The 24,555-nt window shown below is 69.6% G+C and carries 21 protein-coding genes and 2 riboswitches; of the genes, 9 read left to right on the top strand and 12 right to left on the bottom strand.

The window, feature by feature from the left end:
• Positions 1 to 6: 6 nt before the first annotated feature.
• The 3 genes from AB0O07_RS08030 to AB0O07_RS08040 form a co-directional block, all read right to left on the bottom strand.
• Positions 7 to 573, bottom strand: a complete 567-nt coding sequence (locus AB0O07_RS08030; protein WP_365628776.1) for a GNAT family N-acetyltransferase — start codon at positions 571 to 573, stop codon at positions 7 to 9.
• The gene (tsaD, locus tag AB0O07_RS08035) at positions 573 to 1,634 is read right to left on the bottom strand and encodes a tRNA (adenosine(37)-N6)-threonylcarbamoyltransferase complex transferase subunit TsaD (RefSeq protein WP_365628779.1); all 1,062 of its coding nucleotides are present in this window, start codon (positions 1,632 to 1,634) and stop codon (positions 573 to 575) included. The genes AB0O07_RS08030 and tsaD overlap by 1 nt, the downstream gene beginning before the upstream one ends.
• Before the next feature lie 472 nt (positions 1,635 to 2,106).
• Positions 2,107 to 2,556, bottom strand: a complete 450-nt coding sequence (locus AB0O07_RS08040) for a Fur family transcriptional regulator (RefSeq protein ID WP_365628781.1) — start codon at positions 2,554 to 2,556, stop codon at positions 2,107 to 2,109.
• 140 nt (positions 2,557 to 2,696) lie between these two features.
• On the opposite strand from AB0O07_RS08040, the gene AB0O07_RS08045 reads away from it, so the two are divergent.
• From AB0O07_RS08045 to AB0O07_RS08070, 6 genes are all read left to right on the top strand, one after another.
• A complete protein-coding gene (locus tag AB0O07_RS08045) occupies positions 2,697 to 3,338 on the top strand; it encodes a superoxide dismutase (protein ID WP_365628784.1) in 642 nt (213 codons plus the stop codon).
• Between the two features lie 214 nt (positions 3,339 to 3,552).
• Positions 3,553 to 5,139: an ABC transporter substrate-binding protein gene (locus tag AB0O07_RS08050; RefSeq protein WP_365628787.1), complete on the top strand. Its 1,587-nt coding sequence runs from the start codon at positions 3,553 to 3,555 to the stop codon at positions 5,137 to 5,139.
• Positions 5,140 to 5,159: 20 nt separating this feature from the next.
• Positions 5,160 to 6,128: an ABC transporter permease gene (locus tag AB0O07_RS08055; protein WP_365628790.1), complete on the top strand. Its 969-nt coding sequence runs from the start codon at positions 5,160 to 5,162 to the stop codon at positions 6,126 to 6,128.
• Between the two features lie 5 nt (positions 6,129 to 6,133).
• Positions 6,134 to 7,012, top strand: a complete 879-nt coding sequence (locus AB0O07_RS08060; protein WP_365628793.1) for an ABC transporter permease — start codon at positions 6,134 to 6,136, stop codon at positions 7,010 to 7,012.
• Positions 7,013 to 7,056: 44 nt separating this feature from the next.
• The gene (locus AB0O07_RS08065; RefSeq protein ID WP_365630258.1) at positions 7,057 to 7,968 is read left to right on the top strand and encodes an ABC transporter ATP-binding protein; all 912 of its coding nucleotides are present in this window, start codon (positions 7,057 to 7,059) and stop codon (positions 7,966 to 7,968) included.
• Complete coding sequence (locus tag AB0O07_RS08070; protein ID WP_365628796.1) at positions 7,961 to 8,641, top strand: ATP-binding cassette domain-containing protein; 681 nt, start codon at positions 7,961 to 7,963, stop codon at positions 8,639 to 8,641. The genes AB0O07_RS08065 and AB0O07_RS08070 overlap by 8 nt, the downstream gene beginning before the upstream one ends.
• 537 nt (positions 8,642 to 9,178) lie before the next feature.
• Here AB0O07_RS08070 and AB0O07_RS08075 read toward each other — a convergent pair.
• On the bottom strand, positions 9,179 to 9,820 hold the full coding sequence (locus AB0O07_RS08075) for a histidine phosphatase family protein (RefSeq protein ID WP_365628799.1): 642 nt from the start codon (positions 9,818 to 9,820) through the stop codon (positions 9,179 to 9,181).
• 244 nt (positions 9,821 to 10,064) lie between these two features.
• Positions 10,065 to 10,268: riboswitch (cobalamin riboswitch) on the top strand.
• A gap of 164 nt (positions 10,269 to 10,432) precedes the next feature.
• Between AB0O07_RS08075 and metE the strand changes: the two genes are divergently transcribed.
• From metE to folP, 3 genes are all read left to right on the top strand, one after another.
• Positions 10,433 to 12,751: a 5-methyltetrahydropteroyltriglutamate--homocysteine S-methyltransferase gene (gene metE, locus AB0O07_RS08080; protein ID WP_365628802.1), complete on the top strand. Its 2,319-nt coding sequence runs from the start codon at positions 10,433 to 10,435 to the stop codon at positions 12,749 to 12,751.
• 78 nt (positions 12,752 to 12,829) lie between these two features.
• Positions 12,830 to 13,741 (top strand): methylenetetrahydrofolate reductase [NAD(P)H], encoded by a 912-nt coding sequence (metF, locus tag AB0O07_RS08085; protein ID WP_365628804.1) that lies wholly within the window; start codon positions 12,830 to 12,832, stop codon positions 13,739 to 13,741.
• The gene (gene folP, locus AB0O07_RS08090) at positions 13,734 to 14,585 is read left to right on the top strand and encodes a dihydropteroate synthase (RefSeq protein ID WP_365628807.1); all 852 of its coding nucleotides are present in this window, start codon (positions 13,734 to 13,736) and stop codon (positions 14,583 to 14,585) included. The genes metF and folP overlap by 8 nt, the downstream gene beginning before the upstream one ends.
• Positions 14,586 to 15,038: 453 nt before the next feature.
• Here the strand turns inward: folP and AB0O07_RS08095 are convergent, their stop codons facing one another.
• The 8 genes from AB0O07_RS08095 to AB0O07_RS08130 all read right to left on the bottom strand — a co-directional run bounded on the left by AB0O07_RS08095 (position 15,039) and on the right by AB0O07_RS08130 (position 24,552).
• Positions 15,039 to 15,833 (bottom strand): enoyl-CoA hydratase, encoded by a 795-nt coding sequence (locus AB0O07_RS08095; protein WP_365628810.1) that lies wholly within the window; start codon positions 15,831 to 15,833, stop codon positions 15,039 to 15,041.
• A complete protein-coding gene (gene mmsB / locus AB0O07_RS08100) occupies positions 15,830 to 16,726 on the bottom strand; it encodes a 3-hydroxyisobutyrate dehydrogenase (protein ID WP_365628813.1) in 897 nt (298 codons plus the stop codon). The genes AB0O07_RS08095 and mmsB overlap by 4 nt, the downstream gene beginning before the upstream one ends.
• Complete coding sequence (locus tag AB0O07_RS08105) at positions 16,723 to 17,799, bottom strand: enoyl-CoA hydratase/isomerase family protein (protein ID WP_365628816.1); 1,077 nt, start codon at positions 17,797 to 17,799, stop codon at positions 16,723 to 16,725. Before AB0O07_RS08105 ends, mmsB begins: the two co-directional genes overlap by 4 nt.
• Positions 17,796 to 18,944: an acyl-CoA dehydrogenase family protein gene (locus AB0O07_RS08110; RefSeq protein ID WP_365628819.1), complete on the bottom strand. Its 1,149-nt coding sequence runs from the start codon at positions 18,942 to 18,944 to the stop codon at positions 17,796 to 17,798. Before AB0O07_RS08110 ends, AB0O07_RS08105 begins: the two co-directional genes overlap by 4 nt.
• A 5-nt stretch (positions 18,945 to 18,949) precedes the next feature.
• Complete coding sequence (locus AB0O07_RS08115; protein WP_365628822.1) at positions 18,950 to 20,473, bottom strand: CoA-acylating methylmalonate-semialdehyde dehydrogenase; 1,524 nt, start codon at positions 20,471 to 20,473, stop codon at positions 18,950 to 18,952.
• 218 nt (positions 20,474 to 20,691) lie between these two features.
• Positions 20,692 to 20,879, bottom strand: a riboswitch (cobalamin riboswitch).
• A gap of 48 nt (positions 20,880 to 20,927) precedes the next feature.
• Positions 20,928 to 21,698, bottom strand: coding sequence for an ECF transporter S component (locus tag AB0O07_RS08120; protein WP_365630260.1), 771 nt, complete (start codon positions 21,696 to 21,698; stop codon positions 20,928 to 20,930).
• Positions 21,699 to 21,748: 50 nt separating this feature from the next.
• A complete protein-coding gene (locus AB0O07_RS08125) occupies positions 21,749 to 23,398 on the bottom strand; it encodes an ATP-binding cassette domain-containing protein (protein WP_365628825.1) in 1,650 nt (549 codons plus the stop codon).
• Entirely contained in the window at positions 23,395 to 24,552 is a 1,158-nt protein-coding gene (locus tag AB0O07_RS08130) for an energy-coupling factor transporter transmembrane component T (RefSeq protein ID WP_365628828.1), read from the bottom strand. Before AB0O07_RS08130 ends, AB0O07_RS08125 begins: the two co-directional genes overlap by 4 nt.
• Positions 24,553 to 24,555: the final 3 nt, after the last annotated feature.

Genomic DNA, 24,555 nt, shown 5'->3' on the forward strand with positions numbered 1-24,555 from the left:
GAAACCTTACATGGGTTGAGGGGCCAGAGCACGGGCGGGGTGACGGGGGCCCAGGAAGACGACGACACCCGTGCCGGCGGGAGAGGGGTGGGTGACCTGGGTCCAGCCCTGGCCGCGGTAGAAGGACATCGCCCGCGACGACTGGAGGGAGGTCAGCAGCCAGGAGCGGCCCTCGGGGGCGTCCTCGGTGACCGCCTTCAGGAGGTCGGCGGCGAGACCGGTGCCTCGGGCCCCGGGGCGGACGGCGAGCTCGTCGATCTCGCGGGCGCCGCAGAGCCAGTCGACGGTGCGGGCGGGGCCAAGGCCGGCGGCGGCCTGGGGGTAGCAGCGGTCGGTTGGAAAGGGGGCGGGGGTGGTCCACGCGGTGGCGAAGCCGACGGCCTCGGTGCCGGCGAAGGCGAGTGCGGCGGTGAAGCCCGGACGCCGTACGTTCGCGGGCAGCCGGTCCGCGAACTCGACCGCCTTCTCCTCGTCCTCGTTCCACGGCGGGACGCAGAAGGCGTGGACGTACACGGAGTGCAGAGCGTCTGTGTGGACGAGAAGGTCGGTGCCCCTGAAGACGCGGATGCCCATCAGGCCGCACCCGCCAACGAGGCAGCTGGACACAGGGCGGCGTATTCCAGCGGTGCCGACGGGTCGATCGACACATCCAGAGGTGCGGGTTCGGCCCCGGCGCGCACGAGGAGGTCGCCTATAGCTGCGATCATTGCGCCGTTGTCCGTGCACAGCCTCAGCGGCGGCACGCGCAGTTCGATGCCGGCGGCCCGGCACCGTTCCTCGGCGAGGGACCGCACCCGCGAGTTCGCGGCGACCCCGCCGACCACGATCAGTGTGCCGACATGGTGCTCGACGCAGGCGGCCACCGCTTTGCGGGTCAGTACGTCGGCGATGGCCTCCTGGAGTGAGGCGGCTCCGTCCGTCACGGGCAGCTCACGGCCGGTGTAGCCCTCCGCCCAGCGGGCGGCGGCGGTCTTGAGCCCCGAAAAGGAAAAGGCGTACGGGGCGTCACGCGGGCCCGTCAGCGGGCGCGGGAAGGGGACAGCGCGTGGATCCCCCTCGCGCGCCGCCCGGTCGATAGCCGGGCCACCCGGATAGGGCAGCCCGAAGACCCGTGCGACCTTATCGAAGCATTCCCCTGCGGCGTCGTCCAAGGTGTCCCCGAGATGGACGATCGGATCGCGGACCAGGTCACGGACCAGCAGCAGCGAGGTATGGCCGCCGGAGACGATCAGCACCATGCACGGGTTGGGCAGCGGGCCGTGCTCCAGGGTGTCGGCCGCGACGTGACCGGCGAGGTGGTGGACGCCGTACAGCGGAACGCCCAGTGCGTAGGCGATGCCCTTCGCCCCGGCCAGGCCCACCTGGAGCGCGCCCGACAGGCCCGGGCCGGTGGTCACCGCGACGGCGCCGATGTCGGAAAGCCGCAGTCCGGCCTCGTCCAGCGCCTGCCGGATCACCGGGCGAAGGGCGTTCAGGTGCGCCCGGGAAGCGATCTCGGGTACCACCCCGCCGTAGCGTGCATGCTCGTTCATGCTCGACGCCAGTGCATGGCCCAGCAGCCGTCCGTCCCGTACCAGACCCGCGCCGGTCTCGTCGCAGGACGACTCGATCCCGAGCACGATCGATGAACTCACCCTCGCCCCCTTCCTGCATGCAAATAGCTATTGCAGGTAGTGTGCAATAAGAACCGAGTTTTGTGTACCCGAGCAAGAAGTTGCTGATCGCCACTCTCACAAGGGGAGCCGCTCTTGTCTGCGGACCCGGCGGCGCCAAGCCGTGATCACGCCAGGCCAGAGCCGCCCCTGCCGCCAGGTCGTGTCGTTCCGATGACCGAGCCGGCCAGGTGGCCGATGACGTCGGGGGTACGTGGGCGCGTGGCGTCACCGAGCACTGCACACAGGACACCGGGCCGCCTTTCAATGATGTGGAGCGGGGCCGGCTGCAGTGCCCGCCCTCGGTGATCCTCTTGCAGGAGCAGACCCGCGAGGTGGTTACGAGAGCGGACGCTGAATGGCGGCCCGTCGGTTCACTGACCGCGAACCGCGTGCTGGGCGGCATTCCGTCCGGCAGTGCCGTCGGACGCCGCCCCGCATCCATCCGGTTTCCTCAACCGCACCGGACGCACCGTCCGTAGACGAGCAGCGATCCCGAGGAATCGGGCCGCAATCCGGTCAGCGCCTCGATCTTTCCCGCCGCCTCTTTCAGGTGCTCGCTGGCGACTGCTGAGATCTCGCCGCACTGCTGGCAGACCGTGTGGTGATGGGGCTCGGTGGAGATGCCGTAGCGCACCGGGCCGGGGCCGTGCACCGCGTGCGTCAGGCCGATCGCCGTCAGGGATTCCAGGGTGCGGTAGACCGTCGTGTGGTGGATGGCCTCCCCGCTCTGGGCGAGGCGGGCGCAGGCTTCGGTGGTCGAGAGATGGCGTCCCGACTCGGAGAGGAGGGTCAGTATCCGCAGTCTGCCCGGCGTGCAGCGCAGGCCGTGTTGTCGCAGCAGTAGCCGGGGGTGCGGCCGTGCCGTCGTGTCGTGGTGTGCCGGCTGGGAGCCCGTGCTCACGGCGCGCCTTCCTCGTGTGGGGACCGCTCTCGCTGCGACACGGCGAGAGTCCTAGGTCCAATGCCTGATCCGCAACGTATATCTTCTGCTGCTAGCGTGCAGTTGCACATCATTCGCAATTATGTCGGAGGACGTTGGACATGCCGGTGTACACGCTCCCGGAGCTTCCGTACGACTACTCGGCGCTCGCCCCGGTCATCAGCCCCGAGATCATCGAACTGCATCACGACAAGCACCACGCGGCGTATGTGAAGGGTGCGAACGACACCCTGGAGCAGCTGGCGGAGGCGCGGGACAAGGAGACGTGGGGGTCGATCAACGGCTTGGAAAAGAACCTGGCCTTCCATCTCTCCGGGCACATCCTGCACTCCATCTACTGGCAGAACATGACCGGTGACGGCGGCGGCGAGCCGCTGGAGGCCGACGGCGTGGGCGACCTCGCGGACGCCATCGCCGAGTCCTTCGGCTCCTACGCCGGTTTCAAGGCGCAGCTGACCAAGGCCGCGGCGACCACGCAGGGTTCGGGCTGGGGTGTGCTCGCCTACGAGCCGCTCAGCGGGCGGCTGGTCGTTGAGCAGGTCTACGACCACCAGGGCAACGTCGGCCAGGGCTCGACCCCGATCCTGGTCTTCGATGCCTGGGAGCACGCCTTCTACCTTCAGTACAAGAACCAGAAGGTCGACTTCATCGACGCGATGTGGGCCGTCGTCAACTGGCAGGACGTGGCCAGGCGCTACGCCGCCGCCAAGGAGCGCGGCGACAGCCTGCTCCTCGCGCCGTGACGACGTAACGCGCGGCAAGTGTCCTGCTCGTGATCGTCTTCTCAACCTTCACCGGCAGGCAGCATGACGAAGGGCTCCCGTGCGGACGTGACGTGCGGGAGCCCTTCTGCTGCGGAGGTGAGGGCGGAGCGTGGACTGATGTGCGACCTTCGTGGGTAACCCTCAACTGCAAATAGTGCGCAAGAGCAATTTATCTGCAACAGGGGGTGGGCTCATGACGGCCCGATGGATACGAGGTGCCGCCGTCGCCGCGGCAGTGGTCAGCTCGGTGGCCGCGTGTTCGGCGCCCGGTGGCGGTTCCGGCGGTGGCACGTCAGGCGACTCGGCGGTGATCGGGGTGGCCTCGGAGCCGGACACGCTCAGTCCCCTGCTCGGTTACGGCAAGGACGGCAACTCCAAGATCTTCGACGGGCTGCTCGCCCGGGACGCCGACCTGAAGCTCATCCCCGCGCTGGCGAAGGCGCTGCCCGAGGTCGGCGACGATGGTCTGACCTACACCTACACCCTGCGTGAGGGCGTCGAGTTCAGCGACGGCGAGCCACTGACCTCCGCCGACGTGCTCTTCACCTACGAGACCGTCCTCGACGCGAAGACCAACAACACCGCCCGCAGTGAACTGGACGCCATCAAGGAGGTCCGGGCGGACGGTGACGACAAGGTCGTCTTCACGCTCAAGTACCCCTACTCGCCCTTTGCCAGCCGCACGGTCCTTCCTGTCGTCCCCGAGCATGTGGCAGGCGATCAGGACCCCAACACCGGCTCCTTCAACACCGAGCCGATCGGCACCGGCCCCTACGTCCTCTCCGCCTGGAGCAAGGGCGAGAAGCTCACCTTCAAGGCCAATCCCGACTACTGGGGCGGCGCGCCCGAGGTGAAGACGCTCACCATGGCGATCATCGAGGACGACGACGTACGAGCGACCCGGCTGCGCTCCGGCGATCTGGACGGCGCGGTCCTCCCGCCCAACCTCGCCGCCACCTTCAAGAACGACGCGGACAGGAAGACCTACGACGCGGAGTCCCGCGACTTCCGCGCTGTCACCCTCCCCACGGGGAACAAGGTCACCGGTGACCAGGCGATCCGCCAGGCCCTCGACGTGGCCGTGGACCGCGAGGCCATGGTGGACAAGATCCTCGACGGGGCCGGCCATCCGGCATACGGGCCGCTGCCCGTCGACGACCCATGGTTCGCGAAGGGCATCGAACGCGAGCAGAGCCTCGCCAGGGCCCGGCAGATCCTGGAACAGGCAGGCTGGCAGACCGGTGAGGGGGGCATCCGCGCCAAGGACGGCCGACGAGCCGCCTTCACCCTGCTCTACCCCTCCGGCGACAAGGTCCGCCAGGACCACGCCCTCGCCTACGCCTCCGACGCCAAGAAGGCCGGCATTGAAGTGAAGGCCGAGAGCGCCACCTGGGAGGTCATCGAGCCGCGGATGAAGGACGACGCGGTCCTCGCCGGCGGCGGCAGCACCGGCGACCCCGACTTCGGCCTCTACACACTGCTGCACTCCTCCCTCGCCGGCAACGGCTTCAACAACATGGGCCACTACGACAACCCGGCCGTGGACGAGGCACTCGGCACCGGCCGCCGCAGCCAGGACGAGGCGACGCGGAAGACGGCGTACGACATGGTCCAGCGCGAGCTGGTGAAAAATCCCGGCACCACCTTCCTCACCCACATCGACCACCTCTACGTCCTCGCCGACCGCTGGACCGGCCTGACCACCCAACTCGAACCGCACGAGCACGGCTTCGCCAGCGGCCCCTGGTGGAACCTCGAGGACTGGCAGCCCAAGCAGTGAGCCCGCTGCCCTTGGAAGCCATGGCCCGGCTGACCGGGCGGCGCGCCCTGTTCGCCGCCCCGGTCCTGCTCCTCGTCACCTTCGGCATGTTCGCCATCGCCGCGGCCTCCCCGTTCGACCCCGTCAGGGCCTACGCCGGAACCGCCGCCCTCGGCGCCGATCAGGAGACCCTGGACCGGCTGCGGGCCAACCTCGGCGTGGACCAGCCCTTCACCGGGCGCTGGTGGGACTGGCTGACCTCCGCTCTCACCGGTGACCTCGGCCAGTCCAGCGTGATGCGCCAGCCGGTGGCCGAAGTGATCGGCGAACGCCTCGTGTGGTCCGCGCTGCTGTGCGCGGTCGCGTTCGCGGTGGCCGTGCTGACGGGCACCGCGCTCGGCCTGCTGGCCGCCCGCCGACAGGCCGGTTGGCTCGACCGCACGGTCACCTCCCTCGCCTACACCCTCTCCGCCGCCCCGGTGTTCTGGACCGCCCTGCTCGTGATCTGGCTGTTCGCCCTCCGCCTGGATCTCCTCCCGGCCGGTGGCCTGACCGACACCGCCAGCGAACAGGTCACCGCGTACCAGGTGGCGAGCCACCTCGTGCTGCCCGCCGGAGTCCTCGCCATCTCCCAACTCCCATGGTTCACCCTCTACGTCCGCCAAGGCGTCGCCGACGCACTGGCCGAGGACCCGGTACGCGGAGCCCGCGCCCGCGGCCTGAGCGAACGCACCGTCCTGCTCGGCCACGCCCTGCGCTCCGGACTGCTCCCGGTCCTGACCCTGATCGGCTCCCGCATACCAGAACTCATCACCGGCGCCCTGCTGGTGGAGACCGTCTTCAGCTGGCCGGGCATCGCCGCGGCCACGGTGGAGGCGGCCACCGCCGTCGACTTCCCGCTCCTGGCCGCCCTCGCCACGCTGGCGACGGCGGCTGTCCTGGCCGGCAACCTGCTCGCCGACCTGCTCTACGGACTCTTCGACCCGAGGGTGAAGCTCAGTGAAATGTGACTCCCATGGCTGAGGCGGCCGTCGAGCCGAAGTGGCGCTCGTACGGCACACGCCGGCGCTCCACCCGCACCATCCGGGTGCGCACCTCCCTCACGCTCGTCGCCGTGACCGTCCTCGCGGTCCTGCTCGTCCCGCCGCTGGTCCAGCTCGACCAGCAAGCGGTCGATCTCGCGGCGAAACTCCAACCACCCTCGTGGGCACACCCGTTCGGCACCGACGACGTCGGCCGGGACCTGCTGCTCCGCTGCGTCTACGGCCTGAGGGTCTCCCTGCTCGTCGGAGTGGTGGCGGCCCTGACCGCGACCGTGATCGGGACCGCCGTCGGCGCCACCGCCGGGGCGCTCGGCGGCTGGGCCGACCGGGGCATCATGCGGCTCGTCGACACCTTCTCGTCCGTTCCCCACCTGCTGCTCGGCATCTTCATCGTTGCCATGTTCCGCCCCGGCCTCTGGCCGGTGGTGATCTCGGTCGGGCTCACCCACTGGGTGTCGACCGCTCGAATCGTCCGCGCCGAAGTGCTGTCCCTGCGCTCACGCCCGTACATCGACGCGGCGATATCCGGTGGCGCTTCGAGGTGGCGGGTGGCGGTACGGCACCTGCTGCCCGCGGTGCTGCCGCAGGCCACGCTGGCCGCCGTACTGATGGTGCCGCACGCGATGTGGCACGAGTCGGCCCTCTCCTTCCTGGGACTCGGCCTTCCCAGCCACATGGCGAGCCTCGGCAACCTCATCCAGAACGCCCGCGGCTCGCTGCTAGCCGGACAGTGGTGGCCCACCCTCTTCCCCGGCCTGTTCCTCATCGTCCCGGCCCTCGCCATCGCCGGCCTTGCCGGGGCCTGGCGGGAACGGATCAACCCCCGCCGCCGATCGGAGCTGATGCTGTGAGAGCCGCCGCCCTGTCCGTACGCGGCCTGTCGGTGCGCTTCCTCATGCCCGGCGGGCGCCGCATCGCCGCCGTCACCGACGCGCACTTCGACGTGGCTAAGGGGGAGTGCCTGGCCCTGATCGGCGAGAGCGGCTGCGGCAAGTCCGTCCTCGCCTCCGGGCTCCTCGGCCTGCTCCCCGCCAACGCACAGACCGCGGGCGAGGCCCGCCTCGGCGACCTCGACCTGCTCGCAGCCGACGAGCGCACCCTGGCCCGCACGGTCCGGGGCCGCCGTATCGGCCTCATCCCGCAGAGCCCGGCCGCACACCTGACCCCCGTACGGACCATCCGCTCCCAACTGGAGGAAACCGTCGCCGCGCTGAAGGGGATCCGCGGCCGTGCGGCCCTGCGCTCCGCCGCGGAGGAAGCCGCCGACCGCGCCGCGTTCCCCGCGGACCACCTCGACCGCCACCCCCACGAACTCTCCGGCGGCCTCGCCCAGCGCGCCGCCACCGCCCTCGCCCTCGTCGGCGACGCGCCCCTGCTGCTCGCCGACGAACCGACCACCGGACTCGACCGCGACCTCGTCGAGCACACCGTCGACGAACTGCGACGCCATGTGGATGACACCGGCCGGGCCCTGCTGATGATCACCCACGACCTGGCGGCGGCCCAGCACATCGCCGACCGCGTGGCGGTCATGTACGCGGGACGCATCATCGAACTCAGCCACGCGTCCACCTTCTTCGGCGCACCCGGCCCCCGCCACCCCTACAGCCGCGGACTGCTTCAAGCCCTGCCCGACCGCGCCTTCACCCCCATCCCCGGAATGCCCCCCGAACTCGGCGACCTCCCCGACGGCTGCGCCTTCGCCGCCCGCTGCGACCGGGCCACCGACGCCTGTGACGCCCAGCCGAAACTGGCGGACACGGTCGCCTGCCACCACCCGCACGTGCCGGAGGACATCCGTGCTTGAACTGCGCTCCATCACCGCCAGCTACGACCGACACGCCCCCGTCGTACGGGACTTCTCCCTGACCATCGAGTCCGGCGAGGCCGTCGGCCTCCTGGGCCCCAGCGGCTGCGGTAAATCCACAATTGCCCGTGTCGCCGCCCTGCTGCACCGCCCCGACGCCGGCACCCTGCTCCTGGACGGTGAGCCCGTACGCCGCTGGCGCCACCGCGCCCCACGCACACAACGCACCGCCATTGGCATCGTCTTCCAACAGCCCAGACTCTCCGCCGACCCCCGGCTACGGCTCACCGACCTCATCGCAGCGCCACTCCGCGCGACGGGCCGCCGTGACGAAGCACCCGACCGTGTCACGGAACTGTCCACAACCGTCGGCCTGACACCCGACCTGCTAACCCGACGCCCCCACGAAGTCAGCGACGGCCAACTCCAACGCGCCTGCCTGGCTCGCGCCCTCGTCCTGCGCCCCCGCTGGCTGATCTGCGACGAGATGACCGCCATGCTCGACGCCTCCACCAGCGCTGCGCTGGTCGAAGCTGTCGAGCACTACCGGGCCACGACCGGAGCCGGTGTGCTCGCCGTAGGCCACGACCAGACACTCCTACGGCGGTGGTGTGGCCGAACAACCCAATGGGGCACTCACGGAATTACCGTCAAGGCGACGGTCGCGGAGTGACGAGCGGCCACGTGTCCGCAGAGGGTGATCTGCAGGTGATGTCATCCTCAACGGCGGGGAGGCCGGTCACCGGCCCTTAAGGCCGGACCACGAAAGCAGTTGACTTGAGGTGGGCGTTCTTGCCCCCGGACGCTCTGCCCCTGCCCTTCTCCCCTCCGTCCTCACTGCCGCAATCCACCACAAGGAGCCTCGTCACCACGGCCGTCACACCTCACCGCACACATGAAAGCATCGAAACTCTCCACAATCCGCACAACACCTGGACGGACTCATGCCATGTATGCCACAGGTTCGGCACCGCCCCGGTTGAGTTCCCAAGAACCGAACTCTGTTCGCAGAGATACCGGCCGCTCATCATCCGACCGCAGCCAGCCGTTCGTCCACCGCTCCGCACGCGCGCCGCACGCCTGTCCACCGGATGTCCACCGGCGGCGATCTTGGCGCCCCGGAAGAAGCGCCCGATCGAGAAGTGACGTCACCGCAGGGGAGAGCCCGCTACTCCACTGGGGCGAGCCGTGGAAACGGGCCAGGTGGAGGTCAGCCCGCTTTGGCACTGCCGAGATGGCGGGTGTCACCGAGTGTGACGACCTGACGGTTGTGAAAGAAATCGTCTTCGCGCAGTGTGGTGATGCTGGCGGAGGGCGCCCGGAAACTGACATAGCCGGCCGACTCGATCGGCATCTTGATCCAGGACGCCACGACGCACGTCAGGGAGCCGCCGTGCGTCACGACAATCTGGTATGTGCAAGAGCTCCGCAGGATCTCGTCCATGGCCGTATAGATGCGCCGCGCCCACGCGGCCTTGGTCTCCGCACCCTGCACGCCCTCGTCGTGGTCCATCCGTTCTCCGACAGCCGGCGGTGGAATGAAGCGCCGGTCGAGCCACCTCTGCGGCCTTCCCTCCGCCTCGCCGTACGACTTCTCCCGCAGTCTGCGATCCAGGACCGGCTGCACACCGAACGCATCGGCCACCTCATCGGCCGTCCGCCGAGTGCGCTGCAGATCCGAGGAGAACAGCTCCACCTCGGCGCCGTCCGGGATCTGGACGCGCAGCGCCTGGGCAATGGAGACCGCCGCACGGATGCCGGCGGACGTCAGCTGCGAATCATGCCATCCGCCGACGGTTCCCTCGACGTGGTGGGTCGCCTCCGGATGGGTGACGACGTAAAGAGTCCGCATGAGTACGTGCCTCCTGGTAGAACGTCCTGCCTGGTTGCCGACCGCAACTATGGAAGAGAGCGTCCCGAGCCATCAAACGGGTTCCTCGGCTCGGGGTTCCGGCGAGGCGGTAGGGGCCGGTGCCGGTCTCGGCAATCGTGCCCGTTGAAGGCCAGACGGAAGATCCTGTGTCCCATGTCACATTCCGGAATGTGAACGTGCTCGACCAAAGAGGTGTCCACGCTCTAGCCTGGCCGGTGCAGCTGGTTCGCCCTGCCCTCCAGGCAGACGCGTCGTAAGAGGGAACCCGGTGGGAATCCGGGACTGCCCCGCAGCGGTGAGTGGGAACGACCGCCGTCATACGCACTGGATCCGACGTACAGGGTCTGGGAAGCGACGGCCAGTAGGTGTCTTCCTCGGGAAGGCGTGCTCGCGAGTCCGAAGACCTGCCCGTTGCCCGTGTACGAACCATTCGTGCGCGGAGATCCCGGTGACCTCGTGGGCGGGTCGGCGTACATATCAGGCGGATGACCGCGCTGTGCCGCGCGAGGTCGGGTCCGTCCGGTTCGTCACCCCTTCGCGCTCGCGTCCTGTCCCGGGATTCCAGGGAGATATCTCGCGAAGGAGATTTCCGTGACAACGAAGTCCGCAGCCGCGGCAGCACGGGCCACCGTGTACGGCTACCCCCGCCAAGGCCCGAACCGGGAACTCAAGAAGGCGATCGAGGGCTACTGGAAGGGCCGTGTCCCCGCCGACGCCCTCCGCTCCGCCTCCGCCGACCTGCGCGCCCACAGCTGGCGGCAGCTCTCGGATGCCGGCATCACCGAGGTCCCGACCGGGGACTTCTCGTACTACGACCATGTCCTGGACACCACCGTCATGGTCGGCGCGATCCCCGCGCGCCACCGCGCCGCAGTGGCCGTCGATCCGCTGGACGGCTACTTCGCGATGGCCCGCGGCACCCAGGACGTCGCGCCGCTGGAGATGACCAAGTGGTTCGACACCAACTACCACTACCTGGTGCCCGAGCTGGGCCCGGACACGGTCTTCACGGCCGACTCGACCAAGCAGGTCGCCGAGCTGAAAGAAGCCCTCGCCCTCGGGCTGAGCGCCCGCCCGGTACTCATCGGCCCGGTCACCTACCTGCTGCTCGCCAAGCCCGCCCCCGCCGTACCCGCGGACTTCGAGCCGCTCACCCTGCTGGACCGGCTGCTCCCCGTGTACGCGGAAGTCCTCGCCGACCTGCGCGCGGCGGGCGCGGAGTGGGTGCAGTTGGACGAGCCCGCCCTGGTCCAGGACCGCACCCCGGCCGACCTGAACGCCGCCGCCCGCGCCTACCGCGACCTCGGAGTCCTCACCGACCGGCCCAAGCTCCTGGTGGCCTCCTACTTCGACCGGCTCGGCGAGGCCCTGCCCGTCCTCGCCAAGGCGCCGGTCGACGGACTCGCCCTGGACTTCACCGACGCCGCGGCCGCCAACCTCGACGATCTCGCCGCCGTGGGCGGACTGCCCGGCAAGCGCCTGGTCGCCGGTGTCGTCAACGGCCGCAACATCTGGATCAACGACCTGGAGAAGTCGTTGTCCACTCTCGGCACCCTCCTCGGGCTCGCCGACCGCGTCGATGTCGCCGCCTCCTGCTCCCTTCTGCACGTCCCGCTGGACGCCACGACCGAGGGGGACATCGACCCGCAGATCCGGCGCTGGCTGGCCTTCGCCAAGCAGAAGACAGCTGAGATCGTCACCCTCGCCAGGGGCCTTGCCCAGGGCACCGACACCATCATCGGCGAAATCGCCGCCAACCGTGCCGACCTCGCCGCCCGCGCCAGCTCACCCATCACGCGTGACCCCGCCGTGCGAGCCCGCTCCGAGGCCGTGACGGACGCCGATGCGCGACGCTCCCAGCCGTACGCCGAACGCGCCGCGGCCCAGCGCTCCCACCTCGGCCTGCCGCTGCTTCCGACCACCACCATCGGCTCCTTCCCTCAGACAACCGAACTGCGCACGGCCCGCGCCGACCTGCGCGCTGGTCGGATCGACACCGCCGGGTACGAGAGGCGCATCAAGGCCGAGATCCAGGAGGTCATCTCCTTCCAGGAGAGGACCGGCATCGATGTCCTGGTGCACGGCGAGCCCGAGCGCAACGACATGGTGCAGTACTTCGCCGAACAGCTCACCGGCTACCTCGCCACCCAGCACGGCTGGGTCCAGTCCTACGGCACCCGGTACGTCCGCCCGCCGATCCTCGCCGGGGACATCTCCCGCCCCGAACCGATGACCGTACGCTGGACGTCCTACGCCCAGTCGCTGAGCGACCGCCCGGTCAAGGGCATGCTCACCGGACCGGTCACCATGCTCGCCTGGTCCTTCGTCCGCGACGACCAGCCCCTCGGCGACACCGCCCGCCAGGTCGCCCTCGCGCTGCGCGACGAGGTGAACGGCCTGGAGGCGGCCGGGACCTCGGTCATCCAGGTGGACGAGCCCGCGCTGCGCGAGACCCTGCCGCTGCGGGCCGCCGACCGTCCGGCGTACCTGGCGTGGGCGACGGAAGCGTTCCGGCTCACCACGGCCGGAGTGCGGCCGGACACCCAGATCCACACGCACATGTGCTACGCCGAGTTCGGCGACATCGTCCAGGCCATCGACGACCTCGACGCCGACGTCATCAGCCTGGAAGCCGCCCGCTCCCACATGCAGGTCGCCCGCGAACTCGCCGCCCACGGCTACCCGCGCGAGGCCGGGCCCGGTGTGTACGACATCCACTCCCCACGCGTGCCGAGCGCGCGGGAAGCCGCTGATCTGCTGCGGGCCGGCCTCCGGGCCATCCCCGCCGAGAGGCTGTGGGTCAACCCCGACTGCGGGCTGAAGACCCGCGGCTGGCCCGAGACCCGCGCGTCCCTGGAGAACCTGGTCACCGCCGCCCGCGCGGTCCGCGAGGAACTCACCGCGTCCTGACCACAAGCCCAGCAGGCCGGGGGGAGGAAGCACCCGCCTTCCTCCCCCGGCCCCCGGCTTGAGAGAAAGCAGCAGCCCATGGCTCTCGGCATCCCCAGTACAAGGGCGGACAGCGCACTGTCCATTCGCGACCTCCTCGCACGAGGAGGTCACTCCTACTCCTTCGAATTCATGCCACCACGCAGCACGTCCGCCGAAGCCGGGCTCTGGACCGCGATCCGTAAACTGGAGACGCTGGCGCCTACGTTTGTCTCGGTGACCTACGGCGCCGGCGGTTCGACACGAGGCCGGACCGTCAACGTCACAGGGCGGATCGCCCAGGAGACCACGCTCACCCCGGTCGCGCACCTCACCGCGGTGGACCACAGTGTCGCCGAACTGCGCAACATTCTGGGGCACTACGCCGACCAGGGCGTGCGGAACGTCCTCGCTCTGCGCGGAGACCCGCCGGGTGACCCGCTCGGCCCCTGGGCACAACATCCTCGGGGCATCCAGTACGCGAGTGAACTGGTCAGCCTGATCAAGGAGTCAGGAAACTTCTGCGTCGGCGTCGCCGCCTTCCCCGAGATGCATCCCCGCTCCCCCGATCGGGACAGCGACATCCGCCACTTCGTGAACAAGTGCCGGGCCGGCGCCGACTACGCCATCACCCAGATGTTCTTCGATGTCGAGGACTATCTGCGCTTCCGTGACCGGGTGACGGCGGCCGGCTGCGAGACACCGATCATCCCGGAGATCATGCCGGTCACCACCATCCGCTCACTGCAACGTATTCCGACCCTCTCCACCGCCGTCATCCCCGCCCCGCTGGCCGAGTCCATGGTTGCCGTGCAGGACGATCCCCGAGCGGTCCGGGCCCTCGGAATCGACCACGCCATCGCGATGTGCAGCCGACTGCTCGCCGAAGGGGCTCCCGGACTCCACTTCATGACCATGAATTTCTCCACGGTGACAACAGAGATCTATCAGAACCTTGACCTCCATGGATAAGCCAGGGAACACCTCGCCTGTGGGAATCCGCCGCCCCTCGCTGGTCGGAATCGTCAACATGACCACGGATTCGTTCTCTGACGGAAACAGGTTCCTCACCACCCAGGCCGCTGTGTCCCATGCGCACCGGTTGCGCTCGGAGGGGGCGGGCGTCATCGAGCTCGGGCCCGCCGCGAGCCATCCGGGAGCCCAGCAGGTGAGCGAGGACGAGGAGATGAAGCGACTGGCAGACGTCATCGACCAACTGGTCGCCGAGGGCATCCCTGTATCGGTGGACTCATATCGGCCCTCGACACAACGGTTCGCCGCGGCACGGGGCGCCACCTATCTCAACGACATCCAGGGCTTCGACGATCCCGCCCAGTACGGTGCACTCGCCGACAGTGGATGCCGACTCGTCGTCATGCACTCCGTGCAGCGCCGCGGCCCGGCCACCAGAGTGCGGACCGATCCCGCGGAAGTATGCAGAGGAATAGAGGAGTTCTTCGCCGAACGCCTGGCCACGCTGGAGCAGGCCGGTATCGGACACGACAGGCTGATCATCGACCCGGGTCTGGGCCATTTCCTGGGCAGCACGCCCGAACCGTCGCTGAGGACCCTGGCCGGTCTCGAACGGCTGAAGGCACGCTTCGACGTACCGGTGCTCGTCTCCCCCTCCCGCAAGTCGTTTCTGCGAGAGCTCACCGGGAGCGGCCTTCCCGGAATCGGTCCGGCCACACTGGCGGCGGAACTGTATGCCGCACGCAGCGGTGCGGACTTCATACGCACCCACGACATCGCCGCGCTCCGCGACTCGCTCACGGTTTTCGAAGCTCTGGAGACTGCCAAGGAAAGTGGCTGGTGACGCGGCAGAGTCAGGACGTTGTCGGGCGAGTTGCTCCGTGACGTGGGCGATCCGGCCGGTGGTAGGGCCGTTCGCGGAGATCGGGCCTCTCTGGAGTGGGGATGGACTCTCCTGCGGGCCGGCACGGCGTGGCGCGGGGCCGCATGGAGGGTGGCCAGGCGGGTCTCCTCCCAGAGGGGACGGCGCAGGCGATCAGACAGTCCAGGGCGTCCGGCGTCGATGGACACCCTGAAGTAGTGCTTCTGGTAGACGTGGTGGCCGAAGCCCGTGGTCTTCACCTTGTGACGCCTGTTCCCTCCACCCGCGCCTGAACCTGTCGCGGGACGTCGATCTCGTACAGCGTGCGCGTCCACCACCTCGTTCGCGCCGCTGTGCAGCGGCTCCTCCAGGGGACCGATGCGGTGGTGACCACCCTGCAGAAGCCACAGTTCGCGAGTGTCGCCCCTACCGAGTTCACCTGTGCCGAAAGGTGGGCTTCCGCTTGTCGGCGAAGGCCCCCATACCCTCCTTCTGGTCTGCGGTGGCGAACACCGCGTGGAAGAGACGGCGCTCGAAGCGGACCCCCTCGGCGAGCGTGGTCTCGAAGGCCCGGCCAACTGCCTCTTTCGCCATCATCGCCACGGGTAGCGACATGCCGGCGACGGTCTCGGCGACGGCGTGTGCCTCGCCGAGCAGTTCGTCCACGGGCACGACCCGTGAGACCAGTCCGGCGCGCTCGGCCTCGGTCGCGTCCATGGTGCGTCCGGTGAGGCACAGTTCCATGGCCTTGGCCTTGCCGACCGCCCGGGTAAGCCGCTGGGACCCGCCGATCCCGGGGATCACGCCGAGCTTGATCTCCGGCTGGCCGAAGACCGCTGTGTCCGCGGCGAGCAGGATGTCGCAGAGCATCGCGAGTTCGCAGCCGCCGCCGAGGGCGTACCCGGAGACGGCCGCGACGGTCGGGGTGCGCACCTGCGCGAGCCGGTCCCAGGCGGTGAACCAGTCGGTGAGGTACATGTCCATGTAGCTCTGCGGCTGCATTTCCTTGATGTCGGCGCCGGCCGCGAACGCCTTCGTGGAGCCGGTGATGACGATGCAGCCGCAGTCAGGGTCCCGGTCGAGGGCCTCGGTTGCTGCCACGACCTCGTGCATGACCTTCAGGTTCAGCGCGTTGAGGGCCGTCGGACGGTTGAGGGTGAGCAGGGCCGTGCGGCCTCTGCGCTCGACGAGGATCGTCTCGTAGTTCAGTGTCTGGTCTGCGGCGGTCATGCCTGTTCTCCGCTCTGGTTCCGGATGGTTCGTACGATGCCGGAGAAGTCCTCGGTGGTACCGGCCCGCTCGGCATAGGCGGCGTACAACTCGGATGCCCGAAGCCCCAGTTCCGCCCGCACTCCACCCGCACGTACCGCGTTGGCGGCCAGGCCGAGATCCTTGGCCATCAGGGCGGCGGCGAAGCCGGGCCGGTAGTCGCGGTTGGCGGGGCTGGCAGGCACGGGGCCTGGGACCGGACAGTTCACGCTGAGCGCCCAGCACTGGCCGGAGGCCGTGGAGGCCACGTCGTACAGGGCCTGGTGGGAGAGGCCGAGGCTCTCGCCGAGGACGAACGCCTCACTGACAGCGATCATGGAGATGCCGAGGATCATGTTGTTGCAGATCTTCGCTGCCTGTCCGGCTCCCGGGCCGCCGCAGCGCACGGCCTTCTTCCCCATGGTCTCCAGCAGGGGCAGCGCCTCGGCGAACTCGGCCTCTCCCCCGCCGACCATGAAGGTCAGCGTGGCCGCCTCGGCTCCCACGACGCCGCCCGAGACGGGCGCGTCCAGAGCGCGCATGCCTGCGGCAAGGGCGCGCCCGTGAGCGGTGCGGGCATCGGCGACGTCGATGGTGGAGCAGTCGACGAACAAGGTGCCGGTGCGGGCAGCGGCGAGGATGTCGTCGTAGAGGCCCAGGACGTGGTGTCCGGCGGGCAGCATGGTGACGACCACGTCGGCGTCCGCTGCGGCCTCGGCCGCCGACACGGCCCGTTCGACCCCTGCTTGCGCGGCCCTGTCGACGGCACTGGGCACCAGGTCGTGGCCTCGCACCCGGTAACCGGCCCTGACCAGATTGGCGGCCATGGGGCCGCCCATGTGTCCGAGTCCGATGAACGCGACGGTCCTGCTCACCAGACCACCTCCTCGGTGGTGTCGGGTCCGGCGAGCGCGAGTTCCCGTTCGCCGAGGGGCGCGAAGAAGCGCTCCACGTCGGCGTCGGTCACCTCGGCCAGGGTGGCCGGCGACCAGCGCGGTGTCCGGTCCTTGTCGATGACCTGGGCGCGGATTCCCTCGACGAGGTCAGGGGCGGCCAGGGCCGCGCAGGAGACGCGGTACTCCTGCTCCAGCACGCGCTCCAGTGGGCCGAGCCGTCGGGCGCGGCGCAGGGCGGCCAGGGTGACTTTGAGTGTGGTGGGCGACTTGGCCAGCAGGGTCTCCGCGGCCTTCTTCGCCGCCGGGTCGCCGTGGGCGAGGAGCCGCTGGACGATCTCCTCGACCGTGTCGCAGTCGTAGCAGGAGTCGATCCACTCCCGCATCGTGGACAGCTTCCCCGGCGGGGCGGGACGCACATGACGGGCCAGGGCTTCCCGTACGGGGATGCCGGAGAGGTCGTCGGCGAAGCGCAGCAGTGAGGCGGACGGGAGGTAGTGGTCGGCGAGTCCGCACAGCAGGGCGTCCTCGGGACCGATTTGTGCGCCCGTCAGAGCGAGGTGGGTGCCCAGTTCGCCTGGGGCGAGGGCGAGGAGGTAGGTGCCGCCGACGTCCGGGACGAAGCCGATGCCGGTCTCGGGCATGGCGATCCGGGAGCGCTCGGTGACGATGCGGATGTCGGCGTGGGCGGAGATGCCGACTCCACCGCCCATGACGATCCCGTCCATCAGGGCGACGTAGGGCTTGGGGTAGCGGGCGATGCGGGCGTTGAGCCGGTATTCGTCGCGCCAGAAGGCGGCCGAGGCGGAGCCGTCCGCGGTCAGGGCGTCGTCGTGGATGGCGTGGATGTCGCCGCCCGCGCACAGGCCCCGCTGCCCCGCGCCGGTGAGGACGAGCGTCTCGACGGCCGGGTCGTGCTCCCAGGCCGTCAACGCCTCGTCGATGCGGTGGACCATGGTGTGGGTGAGGGCGTTGAGTGCCTCGGGGCGGTTGAGAGTGAGGTATGCGGCGCGCCCCTCGGTGCGCAGCAGTACGGTGTGCTCGCCGGTGGTCATCCGAACGCCTCCGTCAGGCCGCGGGCCACGATGACGCGCATGATCTCGTTGGTTCCTTCCAGGATCTGGTGGACGCGCAGGTCACGGACAATCTTTTCGATGCCGTAGTCGCTCAGGTAGCCATAGCCTCCGTGCAGTTGCAGGGCGCGGTCGGCGACGGAGTAGCCGGTGTCGGTGGCGAATCGTTTGGCCATCGCGCACAGGTGCGGAGCCTGCGGATCGCCCCGGTCCATGGCCTGGGCGGCCTGCTGGACCAGCGCCCGGGCGGCGGCGAGTTCGGTCGCCATGTCCGCGAGACGGAACTGGAGTGCCTGGGCGTCGAGAAGCCGGGCACCGAACGCCTGCCGGTCGGCGAGATGGACGAGGCTGCGGTCGAGGGCGCTGCGCGCGCCGCCGAGGGAGCAGGCGGCGATGCCGAGCCGGCCGCCGTTGAGGCCGCTCATGGCGATACGGAACCCTTCGCCCTCGGAGCCGAGCAAGCGGTCTGCCGGCAGTCGGACGCCGTCAAGGATGACCTGCCGGGTGGGCTGCGCGTTCCAGCCCATCTTCCGCTCGTCGGGACCGAAGGAGAGCCCGGGGTCGTCTCTGTCGACGAGGAAGGCGGAGATGCCGTTCGGGCCGTCACCGCCGGTGCGTGCCATGACGACGTACAGCTGCGAGGCGCCCGCGCCGGAGATGAACTGCTTGACGCCGTTCAGGAGGTAATGGTCGCCGTCGCGATCCGCGCGGGTGCGAAGGGCGGCGGCGTCCGAGCCGGCATCCGGTTCGGTGAGGCAGTAGCTCGCCAGGTCCTCCATCGCGCAGAGGCCGGGCAGCCGGCGCTCGCGCTGTGCCAGGTCGCCGTACTGGTCGATCATCCAGGCGACCATGTTGTGGATGGAGAGGTAGCCGGCAATGGAAGGGCAGCCGGAGGCGAGGGTCTCGAAGACGAGAACGCCGTCGGTTCGGGTGAGCGCGGAACCTCCGTACTCCTCCCGTACGTACACACCACCGAGGCCGAGGCCGGCCGCCCTGCGGAGCACGTCGAGGGGGAAATGCTTGTCCCGGTCCCAGTCCAGGGCATGCGGGGCGAGATGGTCCTGCGCGAAGTCCAGGGTCGTCTCGACAAGGGCCTGCTGATCCTCGGTGAGCATCGTGGCGGTCATCGTGCTCAGCCCATCGTCGGGATGGTGAAGCTCGCGCCCTCCCGGAGGCCCGCGGGCCAGCGTGAGGTGACGGTCTTCGTACGGGTGTAGAAGCGGATGGCGTCCGGGCCGTGCTGGTTGAGGTCGCCGAAGCCGGAGCGCTTCCAGCCGCCGAAGGTGTGGTACGCGACCGGCACCGGAATGGGCACGTTGACGCCGACCATTCCGGTGTTCACCCGGCGGGTGAAGTCACGTGCCGTGTCTCCGTCACGGGTGAAGATCGCGACGCCGTTGCCGTAGGCATGCTCACTGGGCAGGCGCAGTGCCTCCTCGTAGTCCGCCGCGCGGGCGACCGAGAGGACCGGGCCGAAGATCTCCTCCTGGTAGATGCGCATCGCCGGGGTGACGCGGTCGAAGAGCGACGCACCGGCGAAGAAGCCGTTCTCGTGGCCGGGCAGAACGAAGTTCCTTCCGTCCACGACGAGTTCCGCGCCTTCCTCGACGCCGAGGTCGACGTACGCGCGCACCCGTTCGACGGCATCCCGGCCGATCAGGGGGCCGAAGTCGGCCTCTGGGTCGTCGCTGCGGCCGATCCGCAGCGAGCCGATGCGTTCCTTCAGACGAGCCAGCAGGGCATCGGCGGTGGCCTCGCCTACCGGGACGGCGACGGAGATCGCCATACAGCGCTCGCCCGCCGAGCCGTACCCGGCGCCGATCAGGGCGTCCACGGCCTGGTCCAGATCAGCGTCCGGCATCACGATCATGTGGTTCTTGGCGCCGCCGAAGCACTGGGCGCGCTTGCCGTGGGCTGCGGCGGTCGCATAGACGTACGCGGCGATCGGGGTGGAGCCTACGAACCCGAGCGCGCCGACGCGAGGGTCTTCGAGGAGGGTGTCGACGGTCTCCTTGCCGCCGTGTACGACGTTGAGGACGCCCGGCGGCAGGCCGGCCTCCAGGAACAGTTCCGCGAGCCGGAGCGGGACGGACGGATCACGCTCGGAGGGCTTGAGGATGAAGGAGTTGCCGCAGGCAAGGGCGGGAGCCGCCTTCCACAGGGGGATCATCGCGGGGAAGTTGAACGGGGTGATGCCGGCCACCACACCGATCGGGGCGCGCAGAGAGTGGACGTCGATGCCGTTGCCGGCGTTGTCGGTGAACTCACCCTTGAGCAGATGCGGGATGCCCGCGGCGAACTCGACTACCTCCAGGCCGCGCTGGAGGTCGCCGTGCGCGTCGGCGACCGTTTTGCCGTGCTCGGACGAGAGCAGACGGGCCAGCGAGTCCCTCTGCCCCTCGACGAGCTGAAGAAATCGGAGGAAGACGCGGGCCCGGCGCTGCGGATTCCACTGACCCCACTCGCCCTGCGCCTCGGTGGCGTCAGCGATGACGGCCTCTGTCTCCGCGCGACTCGCGAGCGGAACACGGGCCTGCACCTCTCCGGAATTGGGGTCGTGGATGTCGCCGTAGACCCCGGACGTTCCCCGGGTGTGCCTGCCGCCGACGAAATGGGTCAACTCACGCACGGGGGCGCGGTCTTGTACGCGGACCATGGGTGCCTGCTCTCGTCAGGTGATCCGGGATGGCGCGCAGGTCCGTCACACCCGGCGTGGTGGCGTGCGGGTGCTCGGGCGACGCGGGATCGCGTATGGCGAGGGAACCGTCAGACGGTGACGGCCGGATGCGGGACGTGCCGTGGGCCTCGTCGGGCGGGTCCGCCGGAGTCGTGGATGCACACCGGTGCCATGCGTGTCAGCTCCATCCTCGTGGACAACACGGAACATCCCACGGCCGGTATCCTGACTCCCGGATCAGCGCGCGCCGTCCGCCTTCCCGACATCCTGCTCGTCAGTGGCGTTCTGCTCGACGGCGTACTCCCCGGTCACAGTGGCGGGACCGCGCCGGAATCACACCGGCTTCCCTGCACCGCGGGCCTTCACCACGACTATATAGTTGGACATCCTAGTAAATCTAGTCCGCAGGGCCATCTGATGCTGTCGTTGCTGGTCAGCGGGGTTCGGATGCGGCCGACCTGGGCGCGGCGAAGCGCACCGGGGCACGGAATCGGGCCCGGCGGGCAGCGCGGCGGAAGGTGGTCAGAACCGCGGGCCCGGCCAGCAGGATGCATATGAGGTTGGTGACGGCACGGCCGGTGTCCCAGCCCAGCGAGGTGGCGATGTCGAACGCGATGTAGCGCTGCCACTGCTCGGTGAAGGGCAGGCCGGGCAGGTAGGCGATGGAACTGTTCGGGTCGAGGGAGAACGGCCAGAAGGAGAGATTGAGGAGGAAGCCGAACAGGTAGCCGGACAGCGATCCGTAGACGGCCAGCATCAGAACCTCGCGCCGGCCGCTCGCTCGGGGCAGGAACCCGGCGAGCATGCCGACGAAGGCGCAGCCGAACATCTGGTACGGCATCCAGGGGCCGACTCCGCCGGTGATGAGCGCGGAGGTGAACAGCGAGGTGCAGCCGAGGGTGAAGCCGAAGCCGGGTCCGTAGACGCGTCCGGCGAGGACGAGGACGAAGAAGACAGTCTCGATGCCGGCGGTGCCGGCCCCCAGAGGGCGCAGGGCCGCGTTGACGGCGGACAGGACGCCGAGCATCGCCAGCGCCTTGGAGTCGATGCCGCCCTCGGCGATCTCCGACAGGACCACGCACAGGACGAGAACCAGCAGCACGCCGAAGATCAGCGGGGGCGCGTAGTTCGAGCTGAATGTCCCCGGGGCGACGACGAATGGCCAGAAGAACGCGACGACGCCGAGGAAGGCGGCAAGGACCATGACGACGCCGGCGCGAGGGGTGAGCCGGATGGCCGCGGCCACACGCGACGTCACGGGGCCGTCCCCTTATCGCCCGCGGCCGGCATTGCGTCCACGACTTGTCCGACTGTCAGATAGGGCAGCGGGGCGAAGATTTTCGCGGTCTGCGGCGCGAAGACGGGGGAGGAGAGGATGACTTCCGTGGTCGGTCCGTCTGCGACGATGTCCCCCTCCGCCATGACGACCACACGGTCGGCGGCGCGTGCGGCGAACTCGACGTCGTGCGTGGCGATCACGACCGCCCTTCCCTCCGCCGCGAGAAGGTCGACGATGCCGGTCAGAGCGGCCTTCGCCCCGTAGTCAAGGCCACGGGTCGGTTCGTCCAGGAGCAGCACCCCGGGCGCGGCGGAGAGCTGAATGGCCAGGACGAGGGCGAGTTTCTGCCCCTCGGACAGGTCACGGGGATGGGTGGTGTCACCGATACCGGGTGCGAGCCGGTCCAGGATGGAGCGAGCGCTCTCCGTCCCCTGGGATTCCGTGTCGGCCTGGTCGAGCTCCTGTCCGACGCTTTCCAGATAGAGCAAATCAGCAGGGGTCTGCGGAACGAGGCCGACGAGCGTGCGGGCCCGGATGGCAGAAACGGCGTGGGGGTCGACGCGGGCGCCGCCGCGCGGGTCGGTGACCTTCACGGTCCCCGCGCGGCGCGGCCCGGAGCCTTGGAGCGCCCACAAGAGCGAGGACTTGCCCGAGCCGTTGCGGCCCATCAGCGCCGTCACCTCACCGGCCCGCAGGTCCAGATCGACTTCCCGAACGGCCGGAAGGCTCTTGTACGTGACGGTGACACCGCGCGCGGTCAGCAGAGGCGGCCGTTCACCGGCCGGGGACGGGCGGACGGGGGCCGGAGCGCGGTCGGCCAGTCGGGCCCGCAAGGGCGCCGCGGTGCGGCGGGCGTCACGGATCGACAGTGGCAGCGGAGACCAGCCCGCGGCCCGCCCCAGTTCCACGATCGGTGGCGCGATCGTCGCCGTACGCAGAATGTCGGCGGGCGCGCCGATGCGGGCGTGGCCGTCTCCGGGCAGGTGAAGGACGCGGTCGGCGTACTGGACAACGCGTTCGAGGCGGTGCTCCGCCATCAGGACGGTGACACCCAGGTCGTGGACGAGCCGGGTGACGGCGGCGAGGACCTCCTCGGCGGCTGTCGGGTCGAGAGCGGAGGTGGGCTCGTCCAGGACCAGGACGCGGGGGTGGGCGGTGAGGACGGAGCCGATCGCGACGCGCTGCTGCTGGCCGCCGGAGAGTTCGTGCAGGGCGCGGTGGCGCAGGTCGGCCAGTCCGAGCAGATCGAGGGTCTCCTCGACACGTTTACGCATGGTGGCCGGGGAGACCGCCAACTGTTCCATGGCGTAGGCGAGTTCCTCCTCGACGGTGTCGGTGACGAAGCCGTCGATCGGATCCTGTCCGACCATGCCGACGACATCGGCGAGTTCGCGGGGAGGGTGGTGGGCGGTGTCACGGCCGTCGACGGTGACCTGCCCGTACAGTGTGCCGCCGGTGAAGTGGGGAACCAGCCCGTTGACCGCGCCCAGGAGTGTGGACTTGCCGACGCCCGTGTGTCCGACGACGAGACAGAGCTCGCCCTCCTCCACTGTGAAGTCGACATCGCGCAGGGCCGGTTCGGGCGCGTCGTCGTACTCGATGGTGACCTGGTCGAAGGTGATCACGAGGCGTCGCCTCTCTGGAGAGGGCCAGGCGGGGGCGCGAGGAACCCGGCCGTGCCCGCGAGGAGGATCGCGGCGGTCGGCACGAGCGGCAGGGCGGGCCAGGTGAGCGGATAGAAGGTGGGGTTGAGCTGGGCGGGGTCGTAACCGAGGTTACTCAGGAGCAGCGCTGCGGACAGCACCCCGCTGCCGGCCACAGCCCACTCGGGCAGCCGCCAGGCATCGGGACGGTAGGTGGTACGGGTGACGCGCCGGCCTCCCAGCCGCAGGCCCGTCACACACAGCACCGCGCCCAGCACCATGGCGGGCAGGCCGAGGAAGGAAGGCGCGGTCGCGTCCAGCAGTCCGTAGGCACTGGCACACAGGCCGCACATACCCAGCAGCATCAGCGCGCCGGTGACCCGGCGGGAGGTGCGGGTGGCGGTGCCCGCGCGGCCGTAGCCCCGGGAGTCCATGGCCGCGGCCAGCCGCAGCGAACGCTCCAGCGCGTCCTCCAGTACCGGGACCACGATGCCGCGCAGCGCTTTCATACCCCGCGTGCGCCCGGCGCGCAGCTTCTTCGCCCGGGCGACACGTTGCACGCTCTGCACGAGTTGGGGCGCCACGCTGATCGCGACCGTGACCGCCACGCCGAGTTCGTGGAGGGCTCCGGGCAGGACACGCAGCGCGCGCTTGGGATTGGCGAGCGTATTGGCGGCGCCGATGCAGCACAGCATGCACGCCAGGCGCAGACCGTCGGTCGCCGCCGACAGCAGCGCCTCCAGAGAGACCGGGCCGCCGATCTTGATGCCCGCATACCAGTCAGGGGTGGGGATGTGCGGGAGGGAGAAGAGAAAGTGGTCGTGAGGGGTGATGCCGGTGGCGAAGACGGCACGGAAGACGACACGGATCGCCACGACGGTGAGGGCCAGGTAAAGGTAGTACTTGAAGCCGCGCGCCCAGGGCGCCTCCGTGCGACGGGCGGTGACGACATAGCCGAGGACAGCGAGAACGAGAAACAGCAGCAGCGGGTTGTTGGTGCGGCTCACCGCCGTGGCCAGGGCAAGGGCCCACACCCACCAGGCCACCGGGTGCAGAAGACGCGGCAGACGGCGCCCGCCCGAGTCCGGCGACGAACCGGACCCGGCGGTACGCGCCGCCACGGTCGTACGACTCATCGC

Source organism: Streptomyces sp. NPDC093085 (genome assembly GCF_040683935.1).
Lineage (GTDB): Bacteria > Actinomycetota > Actinomycetes > Streptomycetales > Streptomycetaceae > Streptomyces.